Source organism: Martinezella hainanensis (assembly GCF_900094555.1).
GTDB lineage: Bacteria > Pseudomonadota > Alphaproteobacteria > Rhizobiales > Rhizobiaceae > Rhizobium > Rhizobium hainanense.
This window is the reverse complement of the sequence record NZ_FMAC01000006.1, coordinates 447,702-467,010: the sequence shown is the minus strand read 5'-3', so window position 1 is coordinate 467,010 and position 19,309 is coordinate 447,702. Positions and strand designations below refer to the sequence as shown.

Annotated in this window: 19 protein-coding genes; 12 read left to right on the top strand and 7 right to left on the bottom strand. The window is 59.6% G+C overall.

The window, feature by feature from the left end; all coding sequences use genetic code 11:
* Positions 1–10: 10 nt before the first annotated feature.
* On the bottom strand, positions 11–1,237 hold the full coding sequence (locus GA0061100_RS21285; RefSeq protein ID WP_075854710.1) for an HlyD family secretion protein: 1,227 nt from the start codon (positions 1,235–1,237) through the stop codon (positions 11–13).
* Between the two features lie 138 nt (positions 1,238–1,375).
* Between GA0061100_RS21285 and GA0061100_RS21280 the strand changes: the two genes are divergently transcribed.
* Together GA0061100_RS21280 and GA0061100_RS21275 are read left to right on the top strand one after the other, a co-directional pair.
* The gene (locus tag GA0061100_RS21280; protein WP_075854709.1) at positions 1,376–2,278 is read left to right on the top strand and encodes a LysR family transcriptional regulator; all 903 of its coding nucleotides are present in this window, start codon (positions 1,376–1,378) and stop codon (positions 2,276–2,278) included.
* A 125-nt stretch (positions 2,279–2,403) separates the two neighbouring features.
* Positions 2,404–2,847, top strand: a complete 444-nt coding sequence (locus GA0061100_RS21275; protein ID WP_143525487.1) for a hypothetical protein — start codon at positions 2,404–2,406, stop codon at positions 2,845–2,847.
* Positions 2,848–2,921: 74 nt separating this feature from the next.
* On the opposite strand, the gene GA0061100_RS21270 is transcribed toward GA0061100_RS21275, so the two are convergent.
* The 3 genes from GA0061100_RS21270 to GA0061100_RS21260 form a co-directional block, all read right to left on the bottom strand.
* Positions 2,922–3,929: an ABC transporter permease gene (locus tag GA0061100_RS21270; RefSeq protein ID WP_075854707.1), complete on the bottom strand. Its 1,008-nt coding sequence runs from the start codon at positions 3,927–3,929 to the stop codon at positions 2,922–2,924.
* Positions 3,930–4,058: 129 nt separating this feature from the next.
* Positions 4,059–5,600, bottom strand: coding sequence for a sugar ABC transporter ATP-binding protein (locus GA0061100_RS21265; RefSeq protein ID WP_075854706.1), 1,542 nt, complete (start codon positions 5,598–5,600; stop codon positions 4,059–4,061).
* A 105-nt stretch (positions 5,601–5,705) separates the two neighbouring features.
* The gene (locus GA0061100_RS21260; RefSeq protein WP_075854782.1) at positions 5,706–6,662 is read right to left on the bottom strand and encodes a sugar-binding protein; all 957 of its coding nucleotides are present in this window, start codon (positions 6,660–6,662) and stop codon (positions 5,706–5,708) included.
* 371 nt (positions 6,663–7,033) lie between these two features.
* Here GA0061100_RS21260 and GA0061100_RS21255 point away from each other — a divergent pair, with 371 nt between their 5' ends.
* Together GA0061100_RS21255 and GA0061100_RS21250 are read left to right on the top strand one after the other, a co-directional pair.
* The gene (locus tag GA0061100_RS21255; protein WP_244557906.1) at positions 7,034–8,176 is read left to right on the top strand and encodes a LacI family DNA-binding transcriptional regulator; all 1,143 of its coding nucleotides are present in this window, start codon (positions 7,034–7,036) and stop codon (positions 8,174–8,176) included.
* Positions 8,177–8,267: 91 nt separating this feature from the next.
* Positions 8,268–9,551 (top strand): hypothetical protein, encoded by a 1,284-nt coding sequence (locus GA0061100_RS21250; RefSeq protein ID WP_075854705.1) that lies wholly within the window; start codon positions 8,268–8,270, stop codon positions 9,549–9,551.
* 33 nt (positions 9,552–9,584) lie between these two features.
* Here GA0061100_RS21250 and GA0061100_RS21245 read toward each other — a convergent pair whose 3' ends face one another.
* Genes GA0061100_RS21245 through GA0061100_RS21235 form a run of 3 tightly spaced genes read right to left on the bottom strand, consistent with a single transcriptional unit; the run spans position 9,585 to position 11,297 of the window.
* On the bottom strand, positions 9,585–10,157 hold the full coding sequence (locus GA0061100_RS21245) for a hypothetical protein (RefSeq protein ID WP_143525486.1): 573 nt from the start codon (positions 10,155–10,157) through the stop codon (positions 9,585–9,587).
* Positions 10,147–10,710: a DUF4352 domain-containing protein gene (locus GA0061100_RS21240; protein WP_075854703.1), complete on the bottom strand. Its 564-nt coding sequence runs from the start codon at positions 10,708–10,710 to the stop codon at positions 10,147–10,149. The genes GA0061100_RS21245 and GA0061100_RS21240 overlap by 11 nt, the downstream gene beginning before the upstream one ends.
* Positions 10,707–11,297: a hypothetical protein gene (locus GA0061100_RS21235; protein ID WP_075854702.1), complete on the bottom strand. Its 591-nt coding sequence runs from the start codon at positions 11,295–11,297 to the stop codon at positions 10,707–10,709. Before GA0061100_RS21235 ends, GA0061100_RS21240 begins: the two co-directional genes overlap by 4 nt.
* Before the next feature lie 206 nt (positions 11,298–11,503).
* Between GA0061100_RS21235 and GA0061100_RS21230 the strand changes: the two genes are divergently transcribed.
* The 8 genes from GA0061100_RS21230 to GA0061100_RS21195 all read left to right on the top strand — a co-directional run bounded on the left by GA0061100_RS21230 (position 11,504) and on the right by GA0061100_RS21195 (position 19,297).
* On the top strand, positions 11,504–12,508 hold the full coding sequence (locus GA0061100_RS21230) for a LacI family DNA-binding transcriptional regulator (RefSeq protein ID WP_075854701.1): 1,005 nt from the start codon (positions 11,504–11,506) through the stop codon (positions 12,506–12,508).
* 60 nt (positions 12,509–12,568) lie between these two features.
* Positions 12,569–13,921, top strand: coding sequence for an ABC transporter substrate-binding protein (locus tag GA0061100_RS21225; protein ID WP_075854700.1), 1,353 nt, complete (start codon positions 12,569–12,571; stop codon positions 13,919–13,921).
* Between the two features lie 59 nt (positions 13,922–13,980).
* On the top strand, positions 13,981–14,925 hold the full coding sequence (locus tag GA0061100_RS21220) for a carbohydrate ABC transporter permease (RefSeq protein WP_075854699.1): 945 nt from the start codon (positions 13,981–13,983) through the stop codon (positions 14,923–14,925).
* A complete protein-coding gene (locus tag GA0061100_RS21215) occupies positions 14,915–15,763 on the top strand; it encodes a carbohydrate ABC transporter permease (RefSeq protein WP_075854698.1) in 849 nt (282 codons plus the stop codon). Before GA0061100_RS21220 ends, GA0061100_RS21215 begins: the two co-directional genes overlap by 11 nt.
* A gap of 28 nt (positions 15,764–15,791) precedes the next feature.
* Complete coding sequence (locus GA0061100_RS21210; RefSeq protein ID WP_075854697.1) at positions 15,792–16,988, top strand: glycoside hydrolase family 172 protein; 1,197 nt, start codon at positions 15,792–15,794, stop codon at positions 16,986–16,988.
* Positions 16,989–17,118: 130 nt separating this feature from the next.
* The gene (locus tag GA0061100_RS21205; protein WP_075854696.1) at positions 17,119–17,385 is read left to right on the top strand and encodes a type II toxin-antitoxin system Phd/YefM family antitoxin; all 267 of its coding nucleotides are present in this window, start codon (positions 17,119–17,121) and stop codon (positions 17,383–17,385) included.
* Positions 17,382–17,825, top strand: coding sequence for a type II toxin-antitoxin system VapC family toxin (locus GA0061100_RS21200; protein ID WP_075854695.1), 444 nt, complete (start codon positions 17,382–17,384; stop codon positions 17,823–17,825). The genes GA0061100_RS21205 and GA0061100_RS21200 overlap by 4 nt, the downstream gene beginning before the upstream one ends.
* 263 nt (positions 17,826–18,088) lie before the next feature.
* On the top strand, positions 18,089–19,297 hold the full coding sequence (locus GA0061100_RS21195) for a glycosyltransferase family 4 protein (protein ID WP_075854694.1): 1,209 nt from the start codon (positions 18,089–18,091) through the stop codon (positions 19,295–19,297).
* Positions 19,298–19,309: the final 12 nt, after the last annotated feature.

Below are 19,309 nucleotides of genomic sequence, written 5' to 3'. Positions count from 1 at the left end.
TCGGGAAGGATCATCCAGCGTGGCTGGATAATCCTTGCACGTCAGCGGTCGATGTTTGGGCGGCCTTGGTATCGATTTCCGGCTCCACCGACATGCCGGAGCGCAACAGCCCGGCCAGATGCTCGTCGTCGATGACGATCTTCACCGGTATGCGCTGGACGATCTTGGTGAAGTTGCCGGTAGCGTTATCGGGCGGCAGCAGCGAGAATTCAAGCCCGCTTGCCGGCGAGAGACTGTCGACATGGCCCTTGATGGTGGCGTCGGGGAAGCTGTCGACCTTGATCTCGACCGACTGTCCGGGACGTACATAGGTGAGCTGCGTTTCCTTGAAGTTCGCGACGACATAGACCGAATGCAGCGGCACTACCGCCATCAGCTGCGTGCCTGACGTCACGTACTGCCCCACGCGGATCGAGCGGGCGCCGACGGTGCCGTCAACGGCGGCGACGATGTTCGTATAGGACAGGTTAAGTTCAGCCTGCTGAACGGCGGCGGCTGCGCGATCGCGCTGGGCGGCTGCCTGATCTCGCTGGGTCTGCAGCACCGGCACTTTGTTCTGCGCGGCGACGAGCGCGGCCTGATCGCGCTCGACAGCGGCGGCGGCCTGCTTTCTGGCCGATTCGGTCTCTTCGGCGCGCGATTGCGTGCCGACGCCGTTGGTGATCAGGCGAGCCGAACGCGCGGCATCCGACACAGCATAATCCAGAGAGGCCTGCGACGCGTCGACCGTTGCCTTGGCCTGCCCGATCAGCGATTGCTGCAGCTGGATCTGTGCATCGATGTTGGCGATCGCCGCATCCGCGGCCTTGAGATCCGCCTTTGCCTGGGAAAGTGCTGCCTGGAAATCGCGGTCGTCGATGCGGGCAAGCACCTGGCCGGCCTTGACCTTGTCATTGTCGTTGACCAGCACGTCCTTGATATAGCCGGCGACCTTCGGGGCAATCGTGGTGTAATCGGCCTTCACATAGGCATCGTCGGTGGCTTCGACGAAGCGTCCGACCGTCCAGTAGCGATAGCCGAAGTCGGCTGCGACCGCGACGCCGGCCAGCAGCGCAGCAATCAGCATGCCGCGCTTGATGAGCTTTCTGTCTGCCTTGGGCGTGGCGGCAGCGACAGGCGCTTCGGTCGTTACACCCTGCGGAGCCTCGGTACCGGGAGACTTGGCTACCTCGCTGGCCGGAGCTGCATCGGCTTGACTTGCGTTCTTGAACGCCTCGTTGCGGGGGAGTTCGACCATTGTTCGTTTCCTTCAGTGCAGCACCCCTTTTGCATGGGGCCATTTTTGATGCGATGAAGATGCGTCCGATCGGTCCTTCTGATAATCTCCTCAAATCTGGAAGGATCATCAAGTCACAGTGGATAATCCGAGGACAATATGGATCGTTTGACCAGCCTCGCAGTTTTTGGCCGGGTGGTGGAATGTGGTGGTTTCTCAGCCGCCGCCCGCCGGCTCAACATGTCCGTCACCATGGTGGGCAATCATGTGCAATCGCTGGAAGACCGCCTCGGCGCGCGGCTCCTGAACCGGACGACGCGCCGGGTCAGCCTGACGGAAACCGGCAAATATTATTATGAGCGCTCCTCGCAGATCCTGGCCGATCTCGAAGAGGCCGATCGGGCGGCGGGCGCCCTTAGCACCATGCCGAGGGGAACGCTCAAGCTCTATACCAGCGGCGCCATCGTCCGCTTCCTGCTCCCCGTCGTCAACGAATTCATGACGCAATATCCTGCGATCTCGCTCGATTTCAACGTCGGCGAACGGTCGATCGACATGGTCGAGGAGGGTTACGATCTCATGATCCGAACCTTGCCTGCGCAGGACTCGACGCTTGTCGCACGCAAGCTTGCGCCCTGGCGTCATATGCTCGTCTGCTCGCCCGAATATCGTGACACACATCCCATGCCGAAGGTGCCGGCCGACCTCGCGGAGCATAATTGCCTGCAATATACCTATTACCCTTATGGCGATGAATGGCGTTTCGAGGATGCCGATGGCAAGCAGGTGGGGGTCAAGATCTCTGGCAATGTCGTCTCCAACAGCGCCGAGACATTGCGCTTTCTCCTGGCAAGCGGGCAGGGCATCTTCCTTGCCCCGAGTTTCATCGTCTACGACGAGGTTGCTGCCGGTCGCCTCGTGCGCGCCATGCCTGACTATCGGGCCGTGGAATTCACGATCAGCGCGATCTATCCGAACCGTAGTCATCTGCCGACGAAAGTGCGCTTGTTCATCGACCTCTTGGCGGAGCGTTTCGTTGAGCACCGCAAGTGGATGACCTGAGCAAGATCGGGCTTGTTCTTTTCCGTCGATGACCCAGCAGTGAATGGAGCCATCCGAAAGCCATGGCAAACCGAATAACATGCAATGCTCGACCGGAATTGCCTGCAATTCAGATGCAGAACGGATTGACCGACGTCTTCATGGAAGTTGTCGCCATTGCCGCGTCGGCGTTGGCGCAGACGAGATCGGAGCAAGCGTTTGCATCATGGATCGCATCGCGGGATCAGGCGGTCTTGGGGCTTGGGGCGGTGGGCTTCGACATTGCCGAAATGCCCTGGCATATCGCAACATTTGCCGAGGATCGGAATTTTCTGATCCGGGCGATTACCGCCGCCGAATCGAAGATCGGTTGGGAAAAGCTGGGCTACGAGCCGAAAGAAGACTGGTTGATGCCGTGCCTGATGCGTTTTCGAATGCTTGTGTCGGCATTTGAACCACACGATATCAGGCCAAACGATGCGGCAATCCATTCGACCTTTTCCGAGAGCAACTTCGGCCGCTGTGAAACCCATGGGATCATCATGCATGCTGACGGATGCCCAATCTGCAATAGGTCGGTGCTCTCCTGAAATACACCGGCCTGTGACGTCGCGCCACCGATCATGCATGACGCCTCTTCGGGTCAATTCCGCTTGCAACGTCACTATGACTGCGGTTGTTCGGCAGGCTGGCGCGTTTCCGTCTGGCGTGCGGCAGACACCAGGCGTCGTTGCGCCCGGATGGCGCTCCATTGCTGATCGATCAGGACGCCGATCAGGATGACGCCACCCATCACGGCGAAGTTGAGCGAAGAGGGGATGCCGAGCAGATTGACGAGGTTCTGCAATTCCTGCAGCAGGATCGTGCCGAGCACCACGCCGATCAGGGACCCTTCGCCGCCGCGCAGCGAGAAGCCGCCGAGAACCGCCGCGGCGATCGCATAGAGTTCATAGAACTGCCCGTGGCTCGCCGGTGAGATGGAGCGGGTGTACATGGCAAAATAGATCGCCGAAAGCGCCGTCAGCACGCCGCAGATGATGTAGGAGATCGTCACCATCTTCGTGGTGCGGATTCCGGAATATTTTGCCGCCTCCTCATTCTTGCCGATGGCGTAAAGATAGCGGCCGTAGACGGAGCGATGCAGAACGATCCACATGACGGCAGCAATGATCACGAGCGCGATGAAGGTGTTCGGCACGCCGTAGAAGCGGCCGGCGGTCAGGAATTCCAAGGTCGGAAAGTTCTGACCGAAGGCGAAGCCGGCCGTGCCGTCGGCTGTATAGAAGCGCGCCGCACCCCGATAGATCAGGAGGCCGCAGAGGGTCACGACGAAGGGCTGGAGATTGAGCCGGGTGATCAGCCAGCCGTGGATCGCCCCCAGCACGCCGCCGAGGATCAGGATCAGCGGCAGGGCAATTGCCCAGGGCATGTTCTGGACGGCGATGAAATCGATGAACAGCACGCCGAGCAAGGCAACCAGCGAGCCGACGGAAAGCTCAATGCCGCCGGTGATGATGACGAAGGCCTGGCCGATCGACAGGATTCCAAACAAGCCGATGAGGTTCGACGTATTGGCGAGGTTGATCGGCAGAAGGAAGCGCGGATTGATGATCGTCACGACGATGCCGACGACGACGATCAACAGAAGCAGGCCCAGATCTTTCTTACTCATCGATATCAATTCCCATTGGCAGCAGCCGTTAGAGCAATTCCAGGAAAATTGCGCAGCGGCTTTCCGTCCGGAATTGCATAAAAACAATGAGATAGAGCGGTTCAAGATTCCATGGGGAGCCGAACCGCTCTAGTGTAGCGTCTTGCCGACGGCCAGCAAAAGCACATTTTCCTGACTGAACTGATCCTTCTCGAGGATGCCGGAGATCCGGCCCTCATGCATGACCGCGATGCGGTCGGAGACGCCGATCACCTCCTCCATGTCGCTCGAGATCATCAGGATCGCAACGCCGGCATCCGCGAGCTTGCGCATCAGGCTGTAGATTTCGCTCTTTGCGCCGATATCGATGCCACGGGTGGGCTCGTCGAAGATCAACACCTTCGGGTGCATGGCAAGCCATTTGGCGAGCACGACCTTCTGCTGGTTGCCGCCCGAAAGCGTGCCGGTGCGGGTTGAGACCGATGGCGTCTTGATGGCGAGCTGCCTGCGCTGCGTTTCGGCCACGGCATTTTCGCGCTCCGGCGAAACCATGGAACGGCGCGCGAAGGCGGGAAGGTTGGGCAGGGATATGTTTTGCGAAATCGGCATATCGAGCAGAATGCCGTTCAGCTTGCGATCTTCCGGCACGAGAAAAATGCCATTGGCGACGGCGTCCCTCGCCGATCGCAGTCTCAGGTCCCGTCCGCCAAGGGCGATGTTGCCGCCATAGCTGTGATCGACCCCGAAGAGGACACGTGCGAGCTCCGTCCTGCCTGAGCCGACGAGGCCGGCAAGACCGAGGATTTCGCCGTAACGGATATCCAGGTTGACGGGCTGTGTTGGATAGGCGGCGGTGCGAATTGCCGCGATCTTCAGCGCGATATCGCCCGGCGGACGGGCCGCCTCCACGGAGCGTGCAGCCAATGCCCTGCCGATCATCAGCTTCACCATGCGATCGTGGTCGATCGCGTCTTTCGGCAACGTGCCGACAAGTGTGCCGTCGCGCAGAACGATGACGCGATCGGCGACGCGCTCGACCTCATGCAGGCGGTGCGAGATGAAGATGACGCTGATGCCTTCGGCCTTCAGCGAGGATATGACAGCCAGCAGCTTTTCCGTCTCGGCGAGCGGCAGGCTCGAGGTCGGCTCGTCGAGAATGACGAGGCGGGCATTGATGGACAATGCCTTGGCGATTTCGACCATCTGCTGCTGGGCAAGCGAAAGCGCAGCAACCGGCGTATCCGGTGAGAAATTGGCGCCGACGCGTTTCAGCAGAGGGGTGACCATCTCACGCAGGCGGGTACGGTCGACCAGCTTCAGGGCGCCGCCGCGCAGTGGTTCGCGGCCGAGGAAAATATTGGCCGCAACATCGAGATTTTCAAATAGGTTAAGCTCTTGATGGACGAAGGCGATCCCGGACGCGATGCTGCTTTCGACCGTGAAGGCACCGTGCTCGGCTCCATCGAGCCGAATGCTGCCGTGATCCGGTTTAACCACGCCGCCGAGAATTTTCATGAGCGTCGATTTGCCCGCGCCGTTCTCGCCGACAAGACCGATCACTTCGCCGGGGCTGACGTCCATCGAGAAATTATCGAGCGCTACCACGCCCGGATAGGTCTTGCCGATCCCCGAAAGGCTGAGAAAGGGTGCTGTGGTTTCAGCCGATGCCAATGTATCCGAGCGTTGATTCATAACGAATATCATGCCTGTGCGATGTGGCTTCGAGAGCCGCGGCGACGTGAGCAATTGCATTCGAGCAGCGCCGGTCCCCGCAACCGGCGCTGCTGCGGGCTGGCCTTAATTGCCTGCCATAGCCTTCAGATTGGCCGCATAGGCATCGACATCGTCCTTGCCGATGATCTTGGTCGGGATGATGATGAGCTTGCCGTCCGGGATCCCCGACTTGTCGCCCTTCAGATAGGCGGCCATCAGCTTCATGCCCTGATAGGCCCAGAGATAGGGCTGCTGCACGACCGTTGCGGCGATCGTTCCTTCCTTGACGCCGCCAAGCGTGATCGGATCATCATCGAAACCGACGACGGTGATCTGGCCGAGCTTGCCGGCTTCGCGCAGCGCTTCGTAGATGCGCGGCGTATTGTAGGAATAGAAGCCGACCATGCAGGTGACGTCAGGGCTTGCAACGAGCGCGTCTTCGACGTTCTTCTTTGCTCTTGTCTGGTCGATGTCATCGCCGCGCACGTCGGTCAATTCGATCTTCGTGCCCGCCAGGCCGTCCTTCATGCCCTGGATGCGCTCCTTGGCATTGTCGGCGCCGAGAAGCCCCACGAAGCCGATGCATTTGCCCCCGTTCGGCATGGCTTTCTTGGCGATTTCGGCGGCCTGTTTGCCGGCATCGATGTTCGATGAGCCGATATAGGCGACGCGGTTCGTATCCGGTGCGTCGCTATCGGTGGTAAACAGCGCGGTTTCCGAGCCGATCTTGTTCAGCCCCTCTGTCGAAGTCTTGGGATCGACGGCGGAAACCATGATGCCCTTGACTCCGGCTGCCACGAGATCTTCCATCAGTCGCTGCTGGATCGCGACCGACGATTGTTCAGGGTATTTCAATTCCATATTGAAGTCCGGCAGTTCGGCCTGGGCCTTCTTGACGCCGGCTTCGGCCGCCTTCCAGAAGTCGGATGCGCCGTTGACCACAAATGCGAGAGTCGGCTTGTCGGCGGCATAGGTCGCCGTTGCATAGCTCAGCAGCAACCCTGCCGCAAAGGCGGCAGCGCCCCGTGTTACGTACTTCATGATCATCCTCCCATAGATCCGCTGACGGGATCTAGTTGCAACTCGCAGCCGTCCGTCCTGAACCCCCTCCTAGGGTTTCTCGCCAAGCGAGATAAGGCACGTCCAACCACGGGAGCGACGGTATACGACTAATTTCGATTAGTAAATAGAATTAGTAATACAATTTCGCGCGGGTTAAGCGCCGAAGTCCCGAAAATCTAGCTATTTGCTTCAATTGCAAAAGATCTTGAGCCTGAAGATGTGGGTGATGATTGTATGCGCATCTGCACCGGTTGCCGAAATTGCTCGATTGATGATAATAAATATTAGCGCATGAAAACGGCCGTGGGGATTGTAGGCCGATTTCGCTTCAGGGGAGATGAGACGCAGTTATGAAGAAGATATCGGCCGCAAACGGCGATCGCACGGCCGTCGACAACAGGATATCGAAGCGAAGCGGCCGTCGTTCCGGCAGCAGGGTCACGATGACCGATATTGCCAAGGCGGCCGGATGTTCGCAGAGCGCAGTATCCTTCGTTCTTAACAATACGCCCGGCATGCGCCTGTCGCAGCAGACCCGCGAGAGGGTCATCGAGGCAGCCCGCGAGCTCGGCTATGTCGCGCCCGTGCTTGCCACGCCGCCGGCGCTCCTGTCGCCTTCGAAGCTCGATGGCGTCATCGGCTTTGCCGTCGACCAGCTCGCCACCAGTCCGGAAGCCGTCGTTGCGATCGAGGGGGCTCGCGAGGCATGCTGGAACGCCGGAAACGTTCTGCTCGTCGCACAGACCATGAGCGATCCCATTATGGAGCCGAGAGCGATCAAGGCGCTCAGCAACAGCGGTATTTCGGCGCTCATCTACATGACGATATTCACCCGTGAGGTGGAGGTGCCGGATTATCTCTACGATCTCAATATTCCGATCATTCTCCTGAATTGCTATACGTCCGACTATGCCTTTCCGGCTGTCGTTCCGAGCGAGATCGCCGGCGGGCAGACCGCGACCCGGCATCTGATCTCGCATGGCCACCATCGCATTGCGACGATCACGGGTGAGCCGTGGATGCAGGCCGCCCAGGATCGATTGACCGGCTATCGCCGAGCCTTGGCAACAGCCGACATTCCATTCGATCCGGAGCTCGTCATCGAAGGCGACTGGTCGGCGAGCGCCGGCTATTCCGGCACCATGAAGCTGCTTTCGCTTCCCGAACGTCCAACTGCGATCTTCTGCCAGAACGACCGCACCGCCATCGGCTGCTACGAAGCGCTGAAGGAGGCGGGGCTCCACATTCCGGAGGACATGTCGGTCATGGGCTACGACGATGAAGACATCTGCCGTCATCTCGTGCCGCCCTTGACGACCTCGATCCTGCCCCACATGGCCATGGGCCAATGGGCGATCGAACATCTCGAAACGGCCATGCTGCCTCGTGAGCGCCGCTACCAGATCACCAAGCTGGAGTGCTCGCTTGTCAAACGTGCCTCCGTTGCCGCACCGGTTGGCGTTAGAACCGGGCGCAAAGTGCGAAAGGTTTGATGGATCCTGCGGGCAGCCGCAGGCGATCCGTTCGCTTGGCAGGTTGAGCGGCGTCTTGGCGACTGGCGGTTCGATTGCTACTATACGCGTCATGACGGTTCTCTCCCAGGATACCCGCCCGCCGCTCCGGCTGCCATCGCTGACCCTGCAACTGCTGTGGCGCTTCTGGCCGCAGTTGATGGCGCTCTGGCTGCTTGGGCTGATTGGTAATTCGCTTCTCAACGAACTTGCCGTCATGATTGGCCGGCTGAATGCATTGGCGGGGCTTTCTACCCTGGCCCTTGTCGTGCTCCTGAAGCTTGTCATCATCGTCGCGCTGTTCGAGACCGTGCGGCCCGGGCTGCCGTCGCTTGACGCCGCCTCGCGCGTTGCGGCTGCCCGGCCGGAAGCCGATACCGGCGACAGTTCTGCGACGCCCGGCTTCACCTCGATCCTCGCGCTGACCCTCGTGCCGTTCTTCGCCTACTACGCAGCTTGGGGCTTTCTCGGCGATACCGTGAGGGAATATTCCAGGCTTTCGCTCGACCTGATGCTGTTCGGCGAGGATTATAATCCCCTGAAATTCGGCAGTAGCGCCTGGCTCCTCGTGTCGGTCGCCGTCGCCTGGGTGGTCAGGCGCTTCGCCAAATTCATGCATGCGCGTTCGAAAGCGCCGATCTGGGCGATCATCATCGTCGTTTGCGAGGCAAACTGGGCCTTCATCGGTCTCTTTGTCATTTCAAACTGGGAAGGCGATATCCGCTCCTGGATCGCCAAGCTTCCCGAAGCGATCGGGCATTTCTTCGGCTTTCTCAACCCGGTCGCCGATGCTGCAGCGGCAACTCTCTTTCCGCCGACGGCGGAAGATGCCTCGCTTTCCCTTTCCGGGCAAATGCGCGGCCTGTTCCTCTATGCTCTCTATCCCGTCGTCTGGCTGACGCTCGCCGCCTTGGTCTATGGCTATGACATCAATGGCGAACGTCCGCTGGCGGAAGGCCGCGTGGCGCGTGCCGTCTCGCGCTGGCAGTCGTTGCCGAAGGCAATCCGCGACTTCATTTCGCATTTCATCGCGGGGACGGCGAAACGCTATCGTGCCTTAGCCGAGGGCGTCGGGCTTACCCTGGGTTCCGGTCTTGGGCTGATGCTATCAGTCATTCTGCTGTATCGGCTGCTGGATTGGGGATCGGCCTGGGCCTGGTACGCTACATCCAGACTCATTGGGCCGCATGATCTGCCCTTGTGGCAGATGATTGCGCAGGCCATTTCGCTCGTTTTTGGCAACCCAAGCGCGCCGGGCGATGGTGTCCTCATCATGCCGATCAAGATTTGCCTGCTTGCTGCGGCGCTCGAAATCGGCTTCGCGCAAGGACGGGAATGGCGTCGCGGCGGAAGCTGATGCCTGGAGTGGCTTAGCTTTTACGGAATCACGTCAGTTCAGCCGTAACGGGAAGGATATGGCGTCCGGCCTCGTCGAAGCAAAACTCAGTTGTGCCGACAGAGACGGGAGTGCATCGGCCGGCACGACGAATTTTTCCTCCATGAGTGTACTTGCGCCCTTGGCGGGCGGTTGGCGCGATACGGTATCGCAGCCATCGATAGGTGTGGCCTGTGGATCGAGGTCGCGGCTGAGATCCTTGGAAAGAATGAAATTGAGAGGCTGCCAGCGTCGTCCCTTTCGGTCCGTCAGGGTCAGGCTGCATTGAGCCCAGGACTGCCCAATATCGTCTTCAGCCGTCGCAGCGAGCCTTATGACCACGAGGCGCATCTGGCCAGGAAAGGTGATTTTCCCGTCACGTCCATCACCGATCAGTCTTGCCTGGTTGAGTGTCCAGGAGGCCTTGGCATAAGGCTGTCCACTGAGGCTGTCATTTATGCGCAGCTCGTTTCGCTTGATGTAATCTTCGGCGTTGCGCCATGCGTTGATAGCGTAGTTGCCCGCCAGCAGGATGGGCAGGCTTAATAAGGATGCCAACCAGAGCCGCCGTTCCCGTCTAGACGCCATTGTTGCCGATCTCCGCACGGTCGCGCGTTTCGATGCTTCCGCCGTCGAGCTTTACACGAATTTCCGAGTCCAGCTGGGGGGAGGGCTGCCTGGAAAGCACCAGCGTCATATTGCTCGTTTCACCTTCCGGCAGTTCGAAAATGAAGATGCCCGTCGTCGGCAGGCCCGGCTGCAAATCCTTTGATGGTATGAGGCGAGGTGCGCCGTCGGCACGATGGGTCTGCCGGTAGGAGCGACCGGAAGCCCCTTCAATCGCTGCGGCCTGGATGGTCATGGTGTCATATTTCGATTGCAGCTCGACACTGATAATCAGCCAGACTCCCTCGGTCTGCCGTTCAATCGGCTTGCCGTAAGAGGTAAACGCGATCGTCTTTGCACGCAAAACCTTGGCGACCTTGACGCTGAAGGTCTTGCTCGACACGGTATCCTTCTGCAACCCGGCGGTCTCGATGGGGCCGGTGAGCACCGCATAGCTCGGTGTTGTCGATTGCAGGAAGGCCAAAAGCAGGGCGGTGACGCCGACGAGCAACAGGGAAAGCAGAAGGCGTATCAAGGATTTGCTCCTTGCCCGGCTGAAAGCGGCAAGCCGACGCGCGCCACGTCATTCGGATTGAACCAGCCCGGCGCGGCGTAGAGATTGTCCTTCGGCTTGTAAGTGGTTCCGACGATCGCGACGTTCACGACTTTCGGGAGCGTTTGTGTCGCTGGCAATTGCCAGACTACCTTGACCTTTTCCGGCATCATCGGCTGGAGGTCCCAAAGCAGATCGCCGTCGCGGACGAGATAGAATTGTGGAGCTGGAAGGTTTGCGACATTTTCGAGCTTCAACGTATCGCGATACAAGTTCGAGCTTCCCGCCGTCATGTTCTCAAGCGTCAAATCGAGTGTCAGCGCTTTCTTGCCATCGGGAAGGCGTCGGCCGTCCGGTGTCTCCGCGGCGATGCCGCCGGAATTGAGAGTAACCAGCCACTGGCCCGCATTGACGGGTTTGCCGGGTGCCACCTGCGCCACCTCCGTTCCTGTGCGGGTTTCGTAGATCGAAAACCCAAGCGACAGTGCGCCCGCCAGCAGCCCGCCGATACCGGCGATGATCCGGGTATAGAGCGCCTTGTTCGCTTTGCTGACAGCCGATGGGGTCATTGCCTGATGCGATCGAGTAGTGGCATTGGCCGCCTGCAACTCAGGGAAGCTCGGCGACAATCCCTATTTGGCTCAGCCGGCCAATCCGGCAAGGGTGAGTGGTAGTGTATGAACGAATTATGTGTGGGCACAGTTGAGGAGATTGATAGATAAATCGATTTGCAAAAGCATTTGCAAATCGATTTACAATACCGTAGCGTGTCGATATGACTACAATCGCCAAAGTTGCCAAGCGTGCCGGAGTGTCGCCGACCACCGTGTCGCATGTGTTGAATCACGCCGACCGTGTGTCGGCGGACTTGCGCAAGCGCGTACAGGAGGCGATCGCGGAGCTTGGCTATGTGCCGAACCCGCTCGCTCAAAGCCTCAGGACCGGCCGCACCAATCTCGTTGCGATGCTGATCCCGGATATTCGCAACCCCTTCTATCCGGAGATGGTCCAGGCGGCGCAATCCGATCTCGAGGCGATCGGGGTCGATCTCCTGGTCTTCAACACCGATGTTCCCGGCGGACATTCCCAGGAACACGGCAAGCACTATCTCCGCCAGATCCGCAGCCGGCGCATCGATGGCCTCATCGTCGGCGATTTCGCGCTGCACGGCATGCACGATGCGTTGCTCGAAATCGATCTTCCCACAGTATTCATCGGCGACCTGCCGAACAAGGCGGTCGATAGCGTCAAGATCGACGACTTCGGCGGCGGCCGTCAGATGGGAGCCTATCTGGCCAAGAAGGGCCATCGGCGGATCGCGCATCTGACAGGGCCTTCCTTCTTCGCCGAAGCCATGGCGCGCGCTTCCGGATTCGAACAGGGCCTGCGCGACAGCGGTGTCGAACCGATTGCCGAACTGCGGCGCGAGGGAAGCTATCTCGGCCCGTCCGGGGAAGAGGCGGTCGATTGGCTTCTGGCGAACTATGGCGACAATCTGCCCTCGGTGATTTTCTTCGGAAACTACCTGATGGCGGCGGGCGCTCTCGCCGCCTTTTTCGATCGCGGCATCAGCGTCCCGAAAGATATCGGCATTGCCGTCTTCGGCGATCAACCGCAGCTCGAATATGTCAGGCCGCGGATTACGAGGGTCGGCAACACGCCGTCGCTGCTTGCCCATCGCGCAACCGAGATGCTTTTGGAGAGGCTTTCGGGAGCCTATGCGGGGCCGGCACGTTCGGACGTGATCCCCTGCAATCTGCACGCCTTCGATACCGCATGAAGTGAGGCACCGTCACCCGGGAGGAGTGTGGTGGCGGCAACGTGAAAATGGGAGGAAGTCATGACTGGTAAGGACAAGTTCATCGCCGCCGCAACCCGTCGCGGCGTGCTCAAGGGCGGCGCGATCCTGGCCGCCGGCGCGGCTGCCGGGTTGAGCGGGTTTCCCTATGTGTCGCGCATGGCCGTCCGCGCACAGAGCGCACCCTTGAAGTTCTGGCAGTTCTATGCGCCTGGCGGCCCGGTCCAGAGCCAGATCGACTGGTTCGAAAAAGCGGTTGCGGCCTGGAACGACAGCCATCCGCAGAAGGTCGAACTCGAATATGTGCCGAATGCGGAATACATCAACGGGCCGAAGCTCGCGACCGCCTTTGCTTCCGGCGAGGGGCCGGACATCTTCCTCATCTCGCCGGGCGATTTCCTGCGCTACTACAATGGCGGCGTCCTGCAGGATCTGACGCCCCATATCGACGCAAAGGAAGATTTTCCGGAGAGCGTGATCGCCAATCGCATGGTCGACGGCAAGATCTATGGCATTCCGATGGAGGTCGAGCCGATGGCCATGTACTACTCGGTCAAGGCGTTCGAAGAGGCGAAGCTGAACGAGAACGACGTTCCGAAGACCTGGGACGACCTGCTCGAGCTGGCCAAGAAGCTGACGACGCCGAAGCGCTTCGGCGTGCTGTTCGAGACCCAGCCGGGCTACTATCAGAATTTCACCTGGTATCCCTTCCTCTGGCAGGGCGGCGGCGAATTTCAGGGGAAGGACGGCAAGAGCGCCTTCGATTCCCCCGCCACCGTGCAGGCATTGAAGTTCTGGCAGGATGCCGTCAATTCAGGTGCAGCACCACGTCAGGTCATGGGCAGCGGCGCCAACGACACGGTCGCCAACCTTGCCTCGGGCTATTGCGCCATCCAGAACGTCGGCATCTGGGGCATCTCGCAATTGCAGAGCAATGCCAAGGATTTCAAGTACGGCGTCTTCCGCTTGCCGACGCCGCCGAGCGGCAAATACGTGACCGTTGGCGGCGGCTGGGCCTTCGTAGCCAATGCCAAGAGCAAGAACCCGGATGCGGCCGCGCAATTCTGCGCCTGGGCGCTGGCTTCCAAGGAGAAGGACTCCGTCCAGCGCGTCGCCGACTGGTGCACCAAGGGCAAGTCGGACATGCCGCCGCGCGAAAGCGCGCTTACTGCTGGCGGCGATGCCTTCAAGACCGGAATGATCGGCAAATTCGCCTCCGATGTCTATCCCGGCGCCCGTGCCGAACCGCGCCTGCCACCGGAGGTCTACAAGATCATCTCCGATGCGATCCAGCAGACGCAGCTCGGCGGCGCCGATCCCCAGGCAACCGCAACTTCCGCCTCGCAGCAGCTCGACGCGTTCCTCGGCTCCTATAGCGGCGCGCCCATTCTCTAAGAAACGCCGGCCGCTGGGCAGCTGGCTCAAGCGGCCGTCTCTGTTTTCGGGACGAGATCATGACGACAATTGCAGATGCGACGATAAGCCGTGCGAATGGCAGACGCAAAGGCCTTTCCGCCCGGCATCGCGAGTGGATCGCGGGCTACCTCTTCGTGCTCCCCGATGCGCTCGGCCTCTTCCTCTTTCTTGGCGTGCCGATGCTTCTGTCGCTCATGCTAAGCGTCTACGAAGTCAACGGATTTGGCGGCTACAATTTCGTCGGCGCCAAGAACTATATCCGCATGTGGCATGATCCCCTGTTCTGGAAAGGAGCGAGGGTAACGGCGCTTTATGCCGTCATGCTCGTGCCGTCGCTCTATGTCACGGGCCTGGGGCTTGCGCTTCTCGTGCAGCAGACCAATCGCTTCAACGCGGTCATCCGCTCGATGTTCTTTGCACCCAACATGGTGAGCCTCGTCGTCGTTGCCCTCGTCTGGCAATTCATGGTGATCGACAAAATCGGCGTCGTCGGCCAGACCATGGCGAGCCTCGGTCTGCCGGCAATCTCATTTCTTGGCGATCCGAACTTCGCGCTGATCACCGTCGTGCTCGTCAGCGTCTGGTTCCTGATGGGCTTCTATATGTTGATCTTCCTCGGTGGCCTGCAGGATATACCGAAGGAATACTACGAGGCGGCGATGATCGACGGTGCCGGCCCGGTCAAGCGCTTCCGCTACATCACCCTGCCACTGCTGAAGCCTACCAGCTTCTTCGTTTTCATGGTGTCGATGGTTGCCGCCGTCGCCGGCGCCCAGGCCTTCGACATCATCTATGTCATGACCAAAGGCGGTCCGGCGAATTCGACGGCGGTGCTGATCGTCTACATCTATCAGCAGGCCTTCTCCTTCGGTGCCTTCGGCTATGCAGCCGCGATGTCGTCGATCCTCGTCATCGCGCTTATGGCCGTCACCGCGATTTTCTTTGCCGTCACGCGCGGCGGGCGTTTCGATCATGCGGAATGACGCTTCCAACGCCTATTTCGCGCGATCGCAGGTAACGCTGGTGCGCTGCCTTTGGATGCTGATATCAGCCATCCTGGCGCTCATGACATTGTTTCCACTGCTCTGGATGGTGTCGATCGCCTTCAAGCCAGCGGCCGAATCCTTCTCGTCGTCGCTGATCCCGGAAGCACCGACGCTTGATAATTTCATCTATGTGCTGACCGGCGTGCCCTTCATCCGCTACATGCTCAACAGCTTCTTCGTTTCGGCGACGGTGACGATCGTCGCGCTGTTTTTCCACACTATGGCGGGCTATGCGCTGGCGCGACTCCGCTTTCCCGGACGCGAGATCATTTTCCTAGCAATCTTCTCGACTTTTCTCGTCTCTCTGCCGGTCGTGATCGTGCCGCTCTTCATCATCGTCAAGGCGATGGGCATGATCAATTCCTATGCCGGCCTGATCGTGCCGGCAATCTTCAATGCCTTCGGCATCTTTTTGCTGCGACAATACTACCTTTCGCTGCCGCGCGAAATCGAGGAGGCCGCGGTGATCGACGGCGCCGGCTACTGGCGTATTTACTGGAGCATCATCCTGCCGCTCAGCCGGCCGATCATGTCGGCGCTCGCCATCCTGTTCTTCCTCGCCAACTGGAATTCCTTCCTTTGGCCGCTCACCATTACCTCCAATCCCAATCTCTGGATGGTGCAGGTCGGCATCGCCAACTTCAAGAGCCAGTATTCGGCATCCTGGAACTACATGATGGCGGCCTCCACCATCGTCGCCATTCCGACCCTCATTCTCTTCGTGATTTTCCAGCGGCAAATCATGGACTCGCTGAAGACCAGCGGCCTGAAATAGCCGGCTTCATTCAAGACAGGAGACCTTCATGAGCAATCTCGGCCTTTCACCCCTGCGCGGGCTTGCAAAGTTGCGCGCGGCAAAGACGCGCCGCTTTTCGAGCTACGACCGCACCGGCGGCAATGACGACCGCTTCCACGTCGAACCGGGCAAGACCGAGATCATCGCGGAGCATTCGGGTGCCGGTATCATCACTCATATCTGGGCGACGCTTGCTTGTGAGAGCGAAAATTTCCTGCGCAAGATCGTGCTGCGCGCTTACTGGGATGGCGAGGCGGAGCCAAGCATCGAGGCGCCGATCGGCGATTTCTTCGGCATGGGCCACGGCCGCACAGCAAATTACGCCAGCCTGCCGATGCAGGCGAGCCCGGAGGACGGCAAGGCATTCAATTGCTATTTCCCCATGCCCTTCGGTTCGCACATGAAGCTGACGGTAACGAACGAAGCCGAACACGATCTGCTCTTCTACTATTATGTCGATCTCGAACTGCATGAAGAGCTCGAAGAGGGCATGGGACGCTTCCACGCGCAGTATCGCCAGTCGCAGCCGAAGGGCATGAGCGACGCGAGCCTCACCAACGAGGAATATCTCTTCGGCGGCGAGAATGTCGACGGCAAGGAAAACTACACGATGCTCGAGGCCGAGGGACGCGGCCATTATGTCGGCGTTCTCTACAGCGTCTATTCGCGCCGCCGCTCTGATGTGTGGGACTGGTACGGCGAAGGCGATGATATGATCTTTATCGACGGCGAACAGGGGCTTTCCGTGCCGGACACGGTGCGCAAGCCCGATCCGCGCATCGGCCCGAAGGCGACGTTGATCGAGCCTCGGCCGGAATCCGCGCCCGGCGCCAACGATGCCTGGCCGCCGACGCTGCACGGCACCGGCACGGAGGACTATTTCAACACGGCATGGTGCCCGACCCAGGAATATAGCGCGCCCTATCATGGCATCATCGCCGCAGGTGGGCCGAACTGGACCGAACCCGTGACGCTCTATCGCTGGCATATCGAAGATCCGGCAATCTTCCAGAAGAGCATCCGCGTGACGATCGAACACGGTCACGCCAATCGCCGCTCCGACGATATATCCTCGGTCGCCTTCTGGTATCAGGCCGAGCCGCACAAGCCGTTCGGCGCATTTCCGCCTGTTAACGAGCGCGTGCCCACCTTCCGCCGTCCGTTCAAGGAAATGGAGATCGCAGTCAAGAAAGCGAGGGGGTGAGAGTGGCGGGCTTCTTTGCTCCGTGTCGACGGCAGCGATAGAACGTCACCGCAATCCCTATTCCCCGCCTTGATTTTGCACAAATACACTCCTAAAAGTAGTCATAAGTGACCTCTTTTAGGAGCTTGCCATGACAACGATCAGCTTAAAGGATGCCAAGGCATCGTTCTCTCATATCGTCGATCAGGCCGCGGCCGGCGAGTTCGTGACGATTACGCGCCACGGGCGTGCTGCCGCCGTCGTTGTCAGTGTGAAGGCAGCCGAGGAGGCGAAAAAGGTGATCCGGAAGGGCCGCCCCAGCCTCATTCAGTATCTAAAGACCTTTCCTGCTGATTTCGATCCAATCGATGACGTTTTCTCCAGGAATCCCGCTCCCTCTCGCGAGGTCGATCTGTGAGCTTTCTTCTCGATACCAACGCGATCTCCATGTTCGCTCCGTCCAAGGCAAGTGCATCAAACAATTTTGCCGAATGGGTGGATGAACAGGATCGGCAAGACGCAATTTACCTTTCAGTCCTGACGATCCATGAGATCGAAAAGGGCGTCCGGTTATTGGAGGCGAAGGGCGCCAAGGCAAAGGCGGCCGGGATTCATACCTGGCTGCAAGGCCTGATCGCCGGATATGCTGATCGCATCCTGCCCGTTGACAAGGATGTGGCTCTTGAATCCGGAAGGCTTGAGGCGAAGGCCGTCATTGCCGGACATAGTCCTGGCACGGCGGATGCGATCATCGCGGGAACTGCAAGCATTCATAAGCTCACCGTGATTACCGCCAATCTCAAACACTTCCTGCCGTTCGATGTTCCCGTCAGGTCACCGGACCAGGTTATGCGTTAACGTTAAGATTGGAACAGGTTGTTCTGACAACCGCGCGAATGGCGAAGCCAAGGCACATAGATCTGTAAGCATACGCTACCGGCATTTCCCTCTCCTGCATCGATGAGATCCTGCGGATTCAACCTGAAAGCGGGATGCTCTCGTGCGAATGGATGAATTGAAAAGCTGTTGGGTTAGGGCGCCTTATATATAGGGCGCGAAACGTAAGGGGATGATTTCTTTCGCCGCGCCTGGATAACGCAAGCGGGCGAGTTGCTGATCTCATGCGTCTCATACTTGTCAATGATGTTTCGACCGTTCGCGGTGGCGCAACCAAGGTGGCGCTGCAATGTCTTGAGGCGAGCAGGGATGCCGGGCTGACCTGCGCCATACTAGTCGGTGATGATGGCGAAGGCCTCAAGCCACGCTTTGCCGGTATCCGGACGGTTGCGCTGGGTGAACGCCCCCTTCGGGAAGGCCCGGCGACCGTTGATATCCTTGCGAAGAACTACAACCGTCGGGCCTATGAGGCGATGGAGGGCCTGTTGCGGGAGTCGGATGAGGAAACCGTTGTTCACGTACACGGCTGGTCGCAGATCCTCTCGCCCTCGATTTTCTATGCGCTTGCCCGGCATCAGGTCAAAGTCATCGTCACGGCGCATGATTTCTTCCTGACCTGTCCGAATGGGGGACTTATCAATTTCCGCAGCGGCGAGGTCTGTGACATCAAGCCGTTGTCTCTCGCCTGCCTGACGACCAATTGCGACAAGCGCAGTTATCTCCATAAGCTTTGGCGCTTCCGTCGCACCCTGACGCAGCAGGGTGTCGGTGAGGGATTTTGGAGCCGGGTGGGTATCGTGCTTGCGCATGAAAGCATGGAGGCGTTTCTGCGCACCGGCCCCTTCCGGCATTTCACGACACTGCGCACGCCGACGCAGCCATTGACGCCGGCGCCGGTAGAGGCGTGGCGCAACCACCGCACTGTTTTCCTTGGCCGCATGTGTTGGGAAAAAGGGGTTCACACCTTGGCGGATGCACTCAACAGGACGGGTAGGACGGCAACGCTGATCGGGCGCGGGCCATTGCTTGCCGAGATGCAGCAGTTGTTGCCGCATTGCTATGTGCCTGGCTGGCTAAGCGATGAAGAGGTAACTCAGATCGCCTGCAAGGCGCGCGTTTTCGTCATGCCGTCCCGCATGCCCGAGCCTTATGGTCTGGTCGCCGCTGAAGCGTTGATGTCCGGCATCCCGGTCATCGTCAGCAGCAATGCGCTGATCGCGACGGAGGTCGAGGAGAATGGCGCCGGTCTCGTTTTCGATAGTGGCGACGCGGATTCGCTGGCTGAGAAGCTGGTGGCGACGGATGACGACCACTTGATGCGACGGCTGAGTGAAGGGGCATTGGCCCTTGGCCGTCGTATCGCGCCGAGCAGAGCGGAATGGGGGCGGCGCATGGTGGATATCTATCTGGGGCGGGGTGATTTTTCTGCATAGGGGTTGGGGGAG